General features: G+C 66.2%; 17 protein-coding genes and 1 pseudogene. 13 read left to right on the top strand and 5 right to left on the bottom strand.

Translation table 11 applies throughout. The features are described 5' to 3' along the window. Positions 1-156 precede the first annotated feature (156 nt). On the top strand, positions 157-777 hold the full coding sequence (locus D5S18_RS15760; protein WP_239003798.1) for a hypothetical protein: 621 nt from the start codon (positions 157-159) through the stop codon (positions 775-777). Here the strand turns inward: D5S18_RS15760 and D5S18_RS15755 are convergent. Beyond that, the gene (locus D5S18_RS15755; RefSeq protein ID WP_239003797.1) at positions 753-1931 is read right to left on the bottom strand and encodes an MFS transporter; all 1179 of its coding nucleotides are present in this window, start codon (positions 1929-1931) and stop codon (positions 753-755) included. The genes D5S18_RS15760 and D5S18_RS15755 overlap by 25 nt on opposite strands. Before the next feature lie 136 nt (positions 1932-2067). Here D5S18_RS15755 and D5S18_RS15750 point away from each other — a divergent pair, with 136 nt between their 5' ends. The 7 genes from D5S18_RS15750 to D5S18_RS15720 all read left to right on the top strand — a co-directional run bounded on the left by D5S18_RS15750 (position 2068) and on the right by D5S18_RS15720 (position 7462). Next, positions 2068-2988 carry a tyrosine-type recombinase/integrase gene (locus tag D5S18_RS15750; RefSeq protein WP_439651127.1) on the top strand — a complete coding sequence of 307 codons (921 nt, stop codon included), beginning with the start codon at positions 2068-2070 and terminating at the stop codon, positions 2986-2988. A gap of 209 nt (positions 2989-3197) precedes the next feature. After that, on the top strand, positions 3198-3542 hold the full coding sequence (locus tag D5S18_RS15745; protein ID WP_120041636.1) for a YidH family protein: 345 nt from the start codon (positions 3198-3200) through the stop codon (positions 3540-3542). A gap of 144 nt (positions 3543-3686) precedes the next feature. Beyond that, entirely contained in the window at positions 3687-4010 is a 324-nt protein-coding gene (locus D5S18_RS15740; protein WP_120041634.1) for a DUF202 domain-containing protein, read from the top strand. Between the two features lie 18 nt (positions 4011-4028). After that, positions 4029-5924 carry an alkyl/aryl-sulfatase gene (locus D5S18_RS15735; protein WP_120041632.1) on the top strand — a complete coding sequence of 632 codons (1896 nt, stop codon included), beginning with the start codon at positions 4029-4031 and terminating at the stop codon, positions 5922-5924. Between the two features lie 70 nt (positions 5925-5994). Beyond that, positions 5995-6615, top strand: coding sequence for a hypothetical protein (locus tag D5S18_RS15730; RefSeq protein WP_120041630.1), 621 nt, complete (start codon positions 5995-5997; stop codon positions 6613-6615). A gap of 101 nt (positions 6616-6716) precedes the next feature. Continuing rightward, positions 6717-7037 (top strand): type II toxin-antitoxin system Phd/YefM family antitoxin, encoded by a 321-nt coding sequence (locus tag D5S18_RS15725; RefSeq protein WP_120041628.1) that lies wholly within the window; start codon positions 6717-6719, stop codon positions 7035-7037. A 23-nt stretch (positions 7038-7060) separates the two neighbouring features. Then, complete coding sequence (locus D5S18_RS15720; protein WP_239003796.1) at positions 7061-7462, top strand: type II toxin-antitoxin system VapC family toxin; 402 nt, start codon at positions 7061-7063, stop codon at positions 7460-7462. Positions 7463-7470: 8 nt separating this feature from the next. Here D5S18_RS15720 and D5S18_RS15715 read toward each other — a convergent pair whose 3' ends face one another. From D5S18_RS15715 to D5S18_RS15705, 3 genes and pseudogenes are all read right to left on the bottom strand, one after another. After that, a complete protein-coding gene (locus D5S18_RS15715) occupies positions 7471-7974 on the bottom strand; it encodes a DUF1990 domain-containing protein (RefSeq protein WP_120041624.1) in 504 nt (167 codons plus the stop codon). Between the two features lie 65 nt (positions 7975-8039). Then, positions 8040-8543 (bottom strand): annotated as a pseudogene (locus D5S18_RS15710) (M23 family metallopeptidase); the annotation flags it as partial. Between the two features lie 18 nt (positions 8544-8561). Then, a complete protein-coding gene (locus D5S18_RS15705) occupies positions 8562-8891 on the bottom strand; it encodes a hypothetical protein (protein WP_120041622.1) in 330 nt (109 codons plus the stop codon). 408 nt (positions 8892-9299) lie between these two features. Here D5S18_RS15705 and rpsB point away from each other — a divergent pair, with 408 nt between their 5' ends. The 5 genes from rpsB to D5S18_RS15680 all read left to right on the top strand — a co-directional run bounded on the left by rpsB (position 9300) and on the right by D5S18_RS15680 (position 13613). Continuing rightward, positions 9300-10121, top strand: a complete 822-nt coding sequence (gene rpsB / locus D5S18_RS15700; RefSeq protein ID WP_120041620.1) for a 30S ribosomal protein S2 — start codon at positions 9300-9302, stop codon at positions 10119-10121. Between the two features lie 93 nt (positions 10122-10214). Then, entirely contained in the window at positions 10215-11039 is an 825-nt protein-coding gene (gene tsf, locus D5S18_RS15695) for a translation elongation factor Ts (protein ID WP_120041617.1), read from the top strand. 257 nt (positions 11040-11296) lie between these two features. Then, positions 11297-12025, top strand: coding sequence for a UMP kinase (gene pyrH, locus D5S18_RS15690; RefSeq protein WP_120041615.1), 729 nt, complete (start codon positions 11297-11299; stop codon positions 12023-12025). Positions 12026-12068: 43 nt separating this feature from the next. Beyond that, positions 12069-12626, top strand: a complete 558-nt coding sequence (frr, locus tag D5S18_RS15685; protein ID WP_120042174.1) for a ribosome recycling factor — start codon at positions 12069-12071, stop codon at positions 12624-12626. A 24-nt stretch (positions 12627-12650) separates the two neighbouring features. Continuing rightward, complete coding sequence (locus tag D5S18_RS15680) at positions 12651-13613, top strand: phosphatidate cytidylyltransferase (RefSeq protein ID WP_239003795.1); 963 nt, start codon at positions 12651-12653, stop codon at positions 13611-13613. On the opposite strand, the gene D5S18_RS15675 is transcribed toward D5S18_RS15680, so the two are convergent. Then, complete coding sequence (locus D5S18_RS15675) at positions 13614-13901, bottom strand: LapA family protein (protein ID WP_239003794.1); 288 nt, start codon at positions 13899-13901, stop codon at positions 13614-13616. It lies immediately after the preceding gene. Between the last annotated feature and the right edge of the window lie 57 nt (positions 13902-13958).

Below are 13958 nucleotides of genomic sequence, written 5' to 3'. Positions count from 1 at the left end.
AAGACTTCGACCCCGCGCGGTGGTCAAGCGGGCGCCGGCGGTCATCCGAGGCGAATTGCACTGCGATGCCGTCCACATCGCCGGAGTCGACCGGCAGCGACTGGAGGTGGCGCACGATGCGCGATCGAGCTCGGACTCTGGTCCCCGCCGTATCTGGTGGAACTCGCGAGCGCGGAGATCCTGTCGCTGTTCGCCGACTGCGTGCGGCGGGCCGAGCGGCTGCGCGCCGTAGGAGGCGAGGTCGTCTTCGTCACCGGCGTCGAACTCGGCTTGATGACCCGAGAGTTCCTGCCCGGCGACACCGTCCGGGCGCGGCTGGAATTCCTGCTGGGGAATCCGAATACCCGACAGGAGCGACTCGCCGAGCTGGTCGCTCGCCTCGACAAATTCCTCGGCGAGGCCGTGGTGGTCGTCCACGAACACTTTCGCGGCAACCTCACCTACTGCGCCATATCGTTCGAGCGGCTCGACTGGTTGCCATTCGACCTCATGTTGATCGAGCTCATCCGCTCCGCCGAAGTCGCCGACCGGTTCCGCGCGGACGTGCGCGAGTTGGTCGCACAGCGAAAGCCGTTGGCGATCACCGGTTTCGGCGCGGCTACCTGGCGCGGCGCGGCCGATACCGCCCCGACGGTGACCGTTCTCGGCCTCGCGAGTCTCGGCATTGTCAAGGTTCTGGAAGATCGCCGGGCCGCCGGGAAGCCGGATATGGCGGGGGAACCAAGGGCGGCGTTCACCGCTGTCGCCGAGTGCTACGGCACCGGGATGAAACGGTGAGAACTGCGGCGAGGACGATCGACGTGGCGGCGAGTCCGGCCGTGGTCGTCCAGCCGAACCAGCCGACGGCCGCCGCGCCGAAGGCGGTGCCGAGGCTGCCGCCGATGAAGTAGACGATCATGTAGGCGCTGTTGAATCGGGCGGGGGCCGCGGGATCTATGGCCAGGATCGTGCTCTGGTTGGCCACCTGGGCGGCGAACAGTCCGGCGTCGAACAAGCCCCAGGCACAGCAGGGTGATGGCGGTATTCGACAGGAACACGGCGAGCGTCGCCGTGCTGAGGACGGCAGGCGTCAGACCGATCAGGATCACCCGTCGCGCGCCGATACGGTCGGTCCACATTCCCGAAATCCGGGTGGCGACAATGCCGAGCAGTCCGGCGAAGGCGTACAAGCCGATTCGTTCGGGCGAATACGAGAATGGCGGTTGCGACAGTGCCACCGCGAGTCCGGCCCAGATCGCGCAAAAGGCGAAGAACCAGAGCGTTCCCCGAGCCGCAGCCTGTCGGAGCGTGGGATACCGGGCATACAAGGCCGGTATCCCGCGCATCATCTCGAGATAGCCGGTGGTAGCCGATCCCGGCGCGGTAGGCAGTACAGCGCCGCCTGCGGCAATGGCGATACACGCGCAGGCGAAGACGATCAGCATCGCGCGCCACCCCATGACATCCACCAGCCATCCGCCCACGATGCGTCCCGCGAGAATCCCGGCCGAAATACCGGCGGTCACGATACCGAGCACTGTCGCCCGCCGACCCGGCTGCGCGAATCGCCCTGCTACCGAACTCAATTGCGCACCGACGGAGGATCCGGCTCCGATGAGTCCGATCGCGGCACCGAGCGGCCACGGGGAGCCGACCGTCGCGCAGATCGCCAAAGCAGTTGCCAGGACGCCGAATTGGACCGACACAACCACTCGAGGCGTGAAACGATCGACGAGCGGTACAAGCAAGGCCAAACCCGCCAGATAGCCGATCGGCCCGCAGGCGAGAGCCGCGCCCACCGCGGCTACCGAAGTGTGCAGCGACTCGGCGACCTCCGCGATAGCGGGCTGCAGCGGATAGGTGGTCGCCGTACCGATCGCCGCCGCGAGCGCCATGAACCACACGACCGGTGTCCGTAGCACCGTGATTCGGGTATCCGTCCGAAGATTCATGGGCCGACCATAGGAAAGGCGCGCGCAGGTTTCCGGCGGGAAACGGAACGCATAGTTGACCGAACTGCGGCGGCCGCAGTGGTCCTGCCCGGCGCGGTGGCTTGCGTGTGGACCGAGCGGCGGACACGGTGGGGGAGTGGAGTTGCCGGAGGATTTGGATGCGCTGGTCGCCGAGTACGGACGCTACCTGCGATTGGGGCGGAACCGGTCGGAGCACACGGTGCGGGCGTACGCGGGGGATGCGCGATCGCTGTTGGCGCATCTGGTTGCGCGGTCGGCGGATTCGGCGGTGCGGGAGTTGGATTTGACGCTGTTGCGGTCGTGGCTGGCGGCGCAGGCGGCCGAGGGTGCGGCGCGCACGACCATGGCCCGGCGGGCGTCCTCGGCGCGCGCCTTCACGGCGTGGCTGACGCGCACGGGTCGGCTGCCGATCGATCCGGGATTGCGTCTCGCCGCGCCGAAACCACACCGGGTGCTGCCGTCGGTGCTGGGGCGCGGGCAGGCGATCGCGGCGATGGATGCCGCGGAATCGGGTGCGGCGCAGCATGATCCGATGGCCTTGCGGGACAGGCTGATCGTCGAGTTGCTGTATGCCACCGGGATCCGGGTGAGCGAGCTGTGCGGGCTCGATATCGATGATGTGGACCGCGAGCGGCGCGTGGTGCGGGTGCTCGGCAAGGGCAACAAGGAGCGTTCGGCTCCGTTCGGCGCGCCTGCGGATGCCGCGCTGGCGGCGTGGTTGGCGTCTGGGCGTTCGGCTTTCGCCACCGCCGATTCGGGGCGCGCGCTGCTGCTGGGGCGGCGGGGGCGGCGATTGGATCAGCGTCAGGCGAGAACCGTGGTGCACGAGGTGGTTTCGGCGATTCCCGGCGCACCCGATATGGGTCCGCACGGTTTGCGGCACACCGCGGCGACCCATCTGCTGGAGGGCGGCGCGGATCTGCGGGTCGTACAGGAACTGCTCGGCCACGCGAGTATGGCGACCACTCAGCTATACACACATGTCTCCATTGAGCGGCTCAAAAAGGTGCATGATCAGGCTCATCCCCGCGCTTGACACGGCCGGTCGTGTTCATGGACGGTCGCCCGACCGCTCGCTAATCTGATTGCGGAATGGTAGCCACTCGCGAATCGGATGCGGAGGAAACGACCCGTGGTGACCTTGGCGGTAGTGCTCCCGATCCGGGTGGCCGAGATCGCCGGACCCGGATCCGAACCCGACGTAGCGTGGTCCGACGTGACGCACCTTCCCGCCGCGAGGTCGGTATGACCACCGACCGCACCGAATCCGATCCGGACTACCGCTTCACCCTCGCCAACGAGCGCACCTTCCTGGCCTGGATGCGCACCTCGCTCGGCCTGCTCGCGGGCGGGGTCGCGGTGCAGACCCTGGTCCAGCCGTTTCCGGAGATTGGACTGCGTCGAGCGCTGGCCATGAGCTGTCTGCTGCTCGCGGTCACCGTCGCGGTCGGCGCGTATGGGCACTGGCGGCGGGTCGGCACCGCCATGCGGCGCGGCGACAAACTCCCGGACACCGTGCTGGTGCCGATCCTTTCGATCGGTATCGCCGCGATCTCGGTCCTGGCCTGCGTCGCGGTGCTGCTGCGATGAGCCCCGCGCGTTTAGGCCCTGTGTCGGAGTCTGATCCGGCGCCGCCGTGGGCCAGCTCGCCGCCTGGCCGCGTTGTCGTCGTCCCCGAGACAACCCCGGTATCGGCTCCTCCTCCGCCTTGCCAGGCGAGGAGCTGAGCCACGGATGCATCCGAATGAGACTCCCACACAGGGCCTGGCCACCGAGCGCACCGCCCTGGCCTGGCGGCGGACCGCGGTGGCGGCGATGGTCGTCGCCGCGCTGTTCGCCCAGCACGCGCTGGTCAGTGGATGGCGTCCGGCCCAGTTCGCCCCGCTCGGCGCGTCCTGCGCCATGCTCGCCCTCGCCGGGCTGTGCGTCCTGCGCAATCGTGGACTGCGCCGGGGTCGTTTCCATCATGGCGCTCGCGTTGTCACGGGCACGGCGGTCGCCGTCCTGGTAGCCGACGCGGTGGCCGTTGTCGTCGCATTGACCTATCCGGGGACCTGATCAGAGGAGGAAGCACCGATGAGCACCACGACCGAGCCGAGCGATTTCATTGTCGCCCAGCAGCGTCGGGCGGCCGCCGAGTTGCCGTTTGTCGATACCGCCGACTTCGCCGACGCCGACCGCGGATTCGTCGCAGCGCTGGTTCCCGGCGTAGTGCTCGCCGCGGACGGGGCCGTGGTGTGGGACAGCGATTCCTACGACTTCCTGCGCGAACCATGCCCCGTGTCGGTGCATCCGAGCCTGTGGCGGCAATCCGAGCTGGTGTTGAAACAGGGTCTCTACCAGGTGGTTCCGGGCATTTACCAGATTCGCGGGTTGGACCTGTCGAATATGACCCTGGTGGAAGGGGATTCGGGGGTGATCGTGATCGATCCGCTCATCTCCGTGGAGACCGCCGCCGCGGGATTGGCCCTGTATCGGCAGCATCGCGGCGAGCGTCCCGTAACCGGACTCATCTACACCCATTCGCATGTTGATCATTTCGGCGGCGCGCTCGGTGTGACCACCGAGGCCGAGGTTGCCGCTGGCCACTGTCCGGTGCTTGCGCCGGTGGGATTCCTGGAGCACGCGGTGGCTGAAAATGTTTATGCGGGAACGGCAATGGCGCGTCGCGCCGGATACATGTACGGTGCGGTGCTGCCGCGCGGACCCAGGGGATCGGTGGGATCCGGTCTGGGACAGACGAATTCGGTCGGCACGGTGTCATTGTTGGCGCCGACGCGCGATATCGTGCACACCGGCGAGGAGGTGACGCTCGATGGTGTGCGCCTGATCTTCCAGCTCACACCGGGCACCGAGGCGCCCGCCGAGATGAACTTCTACCTCCCCGATCATCGCGCGCTCTGCATGGCCGAGAACGCGACCCACACCATGCACAACCTGCTCACACTGCGCGGCGCGCAGGTGCGCGACCCACTCGTCTGGGCGAAATACCTGACCGAGGCGATCGGTCTGTTCGCGCGCGACGCCGAGGTCGTCTTCGCCTCCCACCACTGGCCCACCTGGGGGGCCGATCGGATCGTGGAATACCTCTCCCTACAGCGAGACCTATACGGATACCTACATGACCAAACCGTTCGCCGACTGAATCAGGGCTATACCGGACCCGAGATCGCCGAGACAATGGAACTGCCGCCCGCCCTCACCGCGGCGTGGCACGCGCACGGATACTACGGTTCGGTCAGCCACAATGTGAAGGCCATCTACCAGCGGTATCTGGGCTGGTTCGACGGGAATCCCGCGCACCTGTGGCAGCATCCGCCGGTCGAATCCGCGCGCCGGCATGTGGAATTCATGGGCGGTGTCGCCGAGGTTCTGCGAAAAGCGCAGGCCGCCTTCGATTCCGGCGACTACCGCTGGGTCGCCCAGGTGGTCGACTATGTCATCTTCGCCAACCCCGACAACGAGGCCGCGAAAGCTCTGCAGGCCGCCACCTTCGAACAGCTCGGCTACGGTGCCGAGAACGCCACCTGGCGCAACTTCTATCTCAGTGGCGCGTACGAACTGCGCTACGGATCCTTCGGCACCCCCACCAAGGCCGGTTCGTCGACCATGCTGGCCGCGCTGACGGTCGAGCAGATCTTCGACGCGCTCGCCGTGCGGGTCGACGGCCCGAAGGCCTGGTACCTGCGGGTGGTGACCGACTGGGAGATCGACGACCGGATGTACCGACTGGAATTGCGCAACGGTCGTCTCACCCACTATCCGCACCCCGACGGACCGGAACTTCCCGAGCCCGACGCCACCTTCACCCTGACGAAGCAGACCCTCATCCGTGTTCTGCTCAGCGGCGAGGATTTCGGTGTCGCGGTCGCCGCGGGGCATATCGGCATCGAGGGCGATGTGACCAAACTGTCCGAGCTTGTCGGCGTATTCGATTCGCCGGACCCGGATTTCGCGATCGTGAGTCCCTGATGGCCCCCTCTACCGGCGGTAAGGGCTAGTGCCGCTGCGCATTTGGCCGCCGGGCACTAGATTCGGTGACATGCCGCTGCGTTTCGCTACGACGGGTTGGGAACGGTTGGAGCCCAACGTTTTCCGCAATCACGATGACGATATCGCTGAGGTTCAGTATCTGGTCATGGCGCCGGACCTGCCCGCACCGCTCACCGATGAGGACCGCCTGCGCCGCGCGACCGTGGCCAATACCGCCGCCCTCGGTGCGGGCGTGATCGAACTCGATGTGATCACCGTGGACGGGCTGCCCGCCATCCGGCAGATCGTCAAGGTGCGGCGGCCGGGTCACGAGCACGGTGTCGTCTATATCGCTGCCCTCACCATCCCGCGCGTCGATCGCAGCGTCGTACTCAAGTTCCACTGTCCGGAGCGCGGCGTCACCGGTATGCGCGAGGCCGTGGCCTTCGCCGAATTCCATACCGAATACGGTCGGAACCGCCCGTTCTCCGACATCCTGCGCATGTGGGCCGTCCATCCCTACGCTCCCGACGTCACCGGCGGCCTTCCCCGCAACCTCTCCGAAGAACCCACCCTTGACCCCACCTACCCGGACCATCCCCTAACCCGAGCCCGCCGCCTCCTATCCACCCTCGCCCCCACCATCCACCTAAATCCAGCCTTCAAATCAGCACCCCCGTGGCCCGGCTGAACACCTGCGTCCGCGGATATGCACCCGACCCAACGGCTTGCAGTGCACCGCTATGTAGAAAACTCGTAGCAGTTGTGTCGCAGTGCGCCTATCCTGGGCGTATGACGATTTCGGCCGAACTGCCGGAGATCCCTCAGCGGGAGCTTCGCAATAACGTGAGCAGGGTCCTGCGTGAAGTTGGTGCCGGACACTCGTACACGATCACCGTGGATGGAAATCCCGTTGCAGACCTGGTGCCGCACCGTGGTATGCGGCGCCGCGTTGCTGTTCCGCGCGAGGAGGCGATCGCGGCTTTCCGCGGGCTGTCGTCCTCGGCACAGGAGTGGCGTGACGACAGTGATCTCTTCATCGATGACTCACTGTACGACCCATACGATCGGGCGTACCGGCGTGGCGAGTTCGGTGTGGGGGATAAGGGTTGACGGCGACGGTTCATCCTCGTGGCTTGGTCGATACCAATATCGTGATCCTGTTCGATGGCCTTGATTCCGCAGAGCTTCCTGCGGAGATTGTTGTCTCTGCGGTGACCATGGCCGAATTGGGGGTTGGCCCCCACTACGCCAGTTCCGTTGATGAGCGGGCAAGGCGCATCGAGCGATTGCAGAATGCGGAAGCGCTCTTCGAACCGTTGCCGTTCGATGTCGCTGCGGCGCGGCGATATGGGCACGTCACCGCCGCAGTGATCACCGCTGGACGAAATCCCAAGGCGCGCAGAATAGATCTGATGATTGCCGCCGTCGCATCGGTGCATCGCCTCCCGCTGTTCACCGTGAATCCGGATGACTTCGCGGGGCTGTCCGGGCTTGTCACCGTCGTCGGCGTCACCCACCCGGATGCGCGTGGGTAAGGCTTTCTTCAACTGTGGTGCAGTGTCGCAATGTATTTGCGGGCCATTAGGTGTTGGAGGGCGCGGGTGGCGGGGCCGCCGAGGCGGGTGTACCAGGTGGCGGGGCGGGAGAAGGCGGTGATCAGGGCGTGGACGGAGTCGTCGGTGGGGTGGTATTCGACGGCGAAGAGTTCCTCGCCGGATTCGGGGTGGCCGGGGAGAGTGCCGTAGGCGAAGCCGTGGCGGTTCGGGTCGGTCAGGGTGTAGACGATGCGGCAGGGGGCGTGAATGGCCAAGGGACCCAGGCCGAGTCGGACCGTGAGGTGGGTGCCGGGAGCGGCGACGGCAGTGTCGGCGGTGTGGAAGATGCCGGTGCCCTTCTGCATTCGGTAGGCCAGGATATCGGCGGCCGCTCGGTCGAAAAGGGCACGGCCCGCGCCGATGCGGCGGTGCACGCTGAAGTGGTGGTAGCCGGGTGGTAGGGATCCGGCGGTCGCGCCGACTTCCGGATAGGTGAATTCGGGCTCGTCCATGGGTTCGATCCTTCCGGAGGTTCATGACTTTCGTTGGTGACCTTGTCCGGGAAGCGGGTGGTGGCGGTGACGGGTTTGAGGCGCAGGGGAGCGCGGTGGAGGAGGCGGAGCGGGTCGAGGTAGGTGTGTTCCCGCTCCTGCCGTAGGCCCCAGTGCAGGCAGGCCGAGGGACATCCGGCGTGTCCGGATTCGAGGGTGCCGATCATGGAGCCTCGCGAAACCCGCGACCCGACCGAAACCTCCGCGCGCACCGGCTCATATGTGGTGCGCAATCCGCCCGCGTGATCAATCGACAGCACCGGTCGACCCGCCACCGATCCCGCGAAGGCCACGATCCCCTCTCCGGCCGCGAGCACCTGTTGCCCCGCGACACCGGCCAAGTCGACGCCGCGATGCCCTGGCAGCCAGTCGTGCTCGAGTCGATCGAACCTGCGTACCACCGCGGGGCGCGGTCGCAGCGGCCAATCGAAGCGACCGACCGGTGCCGCCGTCGCCGCCGGGTCGTTCTCCGCCACCAATACCGCCACGAGGCACACGACCCCCGCCGCCCACCGAACCCGCTGCCACATCGACCGCCCGGCCCCGTTTCAGTGCACCGGCAAGGGTGTGAGCCGCACCAACCACCCCAGCAGTGGCACCCCACCCGCGGACCCACTGAACCCGGCCACGACGGCCTCCAATGTCCGTGCCTGCTTGGGTTCGGGCCGCCTGGTGGTAGCTGCGTCGGAGGAGTCGGCCGCGGATGCGATCGGGACATCTGCTGTGCGCTCGGCAGATGTCCCGCCGAACGGCTCGGCGGAGAGCACCCTCGGTTGGGTGGTTCCGCCGGTGCCATCCGCCCCCGCCCCCGGCGCAACCAGCGCCGTCGCGAAAACAACCGAAACCAGGATCCCCAGCAATGCGTGTATGCGATTCATGCATAAACGGAACCTCGAGCGGCGTATCTCACAACAGTCACTGTTTCGGGATTGTGGATAGCCGCGACCCTGTGGATAGCTCCGATTCACCTTCATGACCGCCGGGATAACATCGCTGACATGCCGATTTACGCGGAGGCGTCCACACGCCGTAGACTGATCCAGCGGTCTGCGCATGCGCGGACCGACTTCGCGCGCCACCCGTGCTCGTCCGTATCGGCGCTGTGGGAATCGAAACCCGGAATCGAAGTTCGGGATTCGGGTTCGTCCCAGCGCATTTCGGAGCGGGGAATCGTCGGCTGGTCCTGATCTCGTCGCAGCGGTCGGGTTCCGAGGGTTCGGTGGCGCCAGGGCGGTGGATCGCCGATCCGCCGTGGTAACCGGCAACGAAAGTGAGATACGAGAGCCATGGCTGTCGTAACAATGAAGCAGCTGCTCGACAGCGGCGCGCACTTCGGACACCAGACCAGGCGCTGGAATCCGAAGATGAAGCGGTTCATCTTCACCGACCGCAACGGCATCTACATCATCGATCTGCAGCAGACGCTGACCTACATCGACAAGGCCTACGAGTTCGTCAAGGAGACCGTCGCCCACGGTGGCACCGTTCTCTTCGTCGGCACCAAGAAGCAGGCCCAGGAGTCGATCGCGGCCGAGGCGACGCGCGTCGGGATGCCCTACGTGAATCAGCGCTGGCTGGGCGGCATGCTCACCAACTTCTCCACCGTGCACAAGCGCCTGCAGCGCCTCAAGGAGCTCGAGGCCATGGAGCAGACCGGTGGTTTCGAGGGTCGCACCAAGAAGGAAATCCTCATGCTCACGCGTGAGATGAACAAGCTCGAGCGCACCCTCGGCGGTATCCGCGATATGCAGAAGGTGCCCTCGGCGATCTGGGTCGTCGACACCAACAAGGAGCACATCGCCGTCGGCGAGGCTCGCAAGCTGAACATCCCGGTCATCGCGATCCTGGACACCAACTGCGATCCCGACCTGGTCGACTACCCGATCCCCGGCAATGACGACGCGATCCGTTCCGCCGCCCTGCTGACCAAGGTCGTCGCGGCCGCGGTGGCCGAGGGTGTGCAGGCCCGCGCCGGCCTGTCGCAGCACGACGAGAAGCCCCAGGAGCCGCTGGCCGAGTGGGAGCAGGAGCTGCTCGCAGGCGCCAATGCCGAGCAGGAGGCCGCCGCGCCCGCCGAAACCCCGGCAGAGACTCCGGCCGAGGCGTAACTCTCCGTTCCAGCGGTGATCACGTGGCAGTGCCATCGTGATCACCGCTGAGACAATTTCGCACAGACTCTTCCCAAAGGAGGCTCGCCGACAATGGCGAACTACACCGCCGCCGACGTGAAGCGGCTTCGGGAGCTGACCGGCTCCGGCATGATGGACTGCAAGAGGGCGCTCGAGGAGACCGACGGCGACTTCGACAAGGCCGTCGAGGTGCTGCGCATCAAGGGTGCCAAGGATGTCGGCAAGCGCGCCGAGCGCGCCACCGCCGAGGGTCTGGTCGCCGCGCAGGACGGTGTCCTGATCGAGATCAACTCCGAGACCGACTTCGTCGCCAAGAACGCGGAGTTCCAGGGTCTGGCCGCCGAGGTCGTCGCGGCCGCCGCGAAGGCGCGTCCGGCCGATCTGGACGCGCTGAAGGCGGTCGATCTGGGCGGCAAAACGGCCGATCAGGCCGTGCAGGAGCTGGCCGCCAAGATCGGCGAGAAGCTCGAGCTGCGTCGCGTCGCGGCCTTCACCGGCCCGGTCGCCACCTACCTGCACAAGCGTTCCTCGGATCTGCCGCCCGCCGTCGGCGTGCTGGTCGAGTACCAGGGCGAGGGCGAGGGTGCGGCCGAGGCCGCGCGTGCCGCCGCCATGCAGGTCGCCGCGCTCAAGGCCAAGTACGTCACCCGCGACGAGGTCCCGGCCGACATCGTGGAGAACGAGCGCCGCATCGCCGAGCAGGCCGCCCGCGAGGAAGGCAAGCCGGAGGCCGCGCTGCCGAAGATCACCGAGGGCCGCGTCAACGGCTTCTTCAAGGATGTCGTACTGCTCGAGCAGTCGTCGGTCACCGATTCGAAGAAGACGGTCAAGGCGCTGCTGGACGAGGCCGGTGTCACCGTGACCCGCTTCGCCCGCTTCGAGGTCGGCCAGAACTAAACCGAATAGCCGTGCTCGGCCCCGCAGTCCGCGTGACTGCGGGGCCGAGGCGCGTTGCACCGGCGATACGCTCGCAGATTCGTGTGGGTCGCCGAAAACTCGCGCCGGAGCGGGGGTGGTTGGTCGGTGTCGCGCCGCGATGAGGCAGGATAGTGTCGCTTCGCGGTGTGCTGCCGCGCTCCCGCCTACTGTGCTGGAGTGCCGCGCGCACTCTGCCGAAATCGTGCCGGAACAATCGTCGAAGGAGTGCTACACCAATGACGGGCCAGGGATCCGACCGCCCAGGATTTCGCCGCGTGCTGCTCAAGTTGGGTGGCGAGATGTTCGGCGGCGGCAAGGTCGGACTCGACCCCGATGTGGTGGAAACCGTCGCCGAGCAGATCGCCGAAGTAGTCGCCACCGGGGTTCAGGTGGCCGTGGTGATCGGCGGTGGAAACTTCTTCCGCGGCGCCGAACTCGAGGAGCGCGGGATGGACCGCGCCCGCTCCGACTACATGGGCATGCTCGGCACAGTGATGAACAGTCTTGCGCTACAGGACTTCCTGCAGAAGCAGGGCATCGACACCAGGGTGCAGACCGCCATCACCATGGGTCAGGTCGCCGAACCGTATCTGCCGCTGCGCGCCAAGCGGCATCTGGAGAAGGGCCGTGTGGTCATCTTCGGCGCCGGTATGGGTATGCCCTACTTCTCCACCGACACCACCGCCGCGCAGCGAGCACTGGAGATCGGCGCCGATGTGGTGCTCATGGCCAAGGCGGTGGACGGGGTGTTCACTGCCGATCCCAAGGTCGACGAATCGGCGACGATGTTCTCCGAGATCACCCACAAGGAGGCGATCGAACGCGGCCTGAAGGTCGCGGACGCGACCGCCTTCAGCCTGTGTATGGACAACCAGATGCCGATGTTGGTGTTCAATTTGTTGACCAAGGGCAATATCGCCCGAGCGGTCGCCGGTGAGAAGATCGGCACACTGGTCCGGTCCTGACACCCGCCGACCGCACGATGACGACGCTGTGGAGGAAACGGTCGTGATTGAAGAAGCGCTCTTCGACGCCGAGGAGAAGATGGAAAAGGCCGTCGCGGTGGCGAAGGAAGATCTCGGAAGCATTCGCACGGGGCGCGCGAATCCCGGCATGTTCTCCCGAGTCGTCGTCGACTACTACGGGTCCGCCACCCCGATCACCCAGATCTCGAGTATCAATGTGCCCGAGCCGCGCATGGTGGTGATCAAGCCCTACGAGCAGGCCCAGCTGGGCGCGATCGAAACCGCCATCCGCAATTCGGATCTCGGCGTGAATCCGACGAATAATGGTGACATCATTCGGATCTCGGTTCCGCAGTTGACCGAGGAGCGTCGCCGCGAACTGGTCAAGCAGGCCAAGGGCAAGGGTGAGGACGCCAAGATCGCCATCCGCAATGTGCGTCGCAAGGCCATGGAGGAGCTGGGTCGGATCCAGAAGGACGGCGAGGCGGGCGAGGACGAGGTCGGCCGCGCGGAAAAGGATCTGGACAAGACCACGGCCAAATACGTCGGCCAGATCGACGAATTGGTCAAGCACAAGGAATCCGAACTGCTCGAGGTCTGACGCCGTCGGAGCTGATGGGCGGGGATGAACGGGACGAATTTGAGCGACGGGACGATCGTGGCCGACAACGCCGCCGCGACCGGTGCGGCCGGAGAGCCTGCGCCGGGCAACGGAATACCCGCTGAGATCAGCGGACCCACCGGGGATCCCGGCGCGCGGACAGCGCCGACGTCGCGGGCGGGCCGCAACCTACCCGCCGCGCTCGCGGTCGGCTTCGGGCTCGGGCTCTCGCTCATCGCGATCCTGCTGTTCGTGCCGAAGGTGTTCATCGGCGTGGTTGGTGTCGCGGTCGGTGTGGCCACCTGGGAGGTCGCCAAGCGTCTGCGCGAGGCCGATGTGCTGGTGCCGCGGATTCCGCTGATCGTCGGCGGGCAGGCCGTGTTCTGGCTGGGTTGGCCCTACGGTTCGAACGGCGTGGTGGGCGCTTTCGCCGCCACCGTGCTGGTGTGCATGGTGTGGCGGCTGTTCGATCACGGGTTGCAGGTCGCGCCGCGAAATTTCCTGCGCGACACCGCGATCGCCGTATTCACGCTGGCCTGGATTCCGCTGCTCGCCTCGTTTTCGACGCTGCTGCTATTGGAGCCCAACGGCAATCTGCGGGTGCTGACCTTCATGATTCTGGTGGTCTGTTCCGATGTCGGCGGCTATGTCGCCGGGGTGCTGTTCGGCAAACATCCGATGGTGCCTTCGATCAGCCCGAAGAAGTCCTGGGAGGGGTTCTGCGGTTCGCTGGTGTTCAGCGTGATCGGCGGTCTGTTGACGGTGACCCTGCTGCTGCGGGCGAATTCGATGATCGGCGTGGTGCTCGGCATCGGGCTGGTGCTGGTCGCCACCTGCGGGGATCTGATCGAATCGCAGGTCAAGCGCGAACTGGGGATCAAGGATATGGGTACGCTGCTGCCCGGACACGGCGGCATCATGGATCGGCTGGACTCCATGCTGCCCTCGGCCTTCGTCTCCTGGCTGGTGCTGAGCACCCTGCTCTGATCAGCGTTTCTTGGCCACGCGACGCAACTGCAGAATGCGCACGCCGCCGACCAGCGCCATCACCAGCGCGCCGCCGATGACCGACAGCAGCACCGTGATACCGAGGGGCAGCGAGAAGTCCCAGAAGAAGAAGGTCACTTCGGCCTGGTCGAGGTTCTGCAGGATGAAGACCAGCAGCACGATCAGGATCAGCACGCCGACGATCAGACCGGTCCAGGTGTAGCCGGTGCGGGACGCTATATCTTTCCTGCTCTCGGATTCGGGCAGCGGTTCGGCATGGTGGGCCATTCCCCGATCATTGCCGATCGCTATCGCCGAGCGCCGCATTTCGATGCATGTCGGGCG

Source organism: Nocardia panacis, from assembly GCF_003598715.1.
Taxonomy (GTDB): domain Bacteria; phylum Actinomycetota; class Actinomycetes; order Mycobacteriales; family Mycobacteriaceae; genus Nocardia; species Nocardia panacis.
This window is presented reverse-complemented; position numbering and strand designations above follow the sequence as displayed.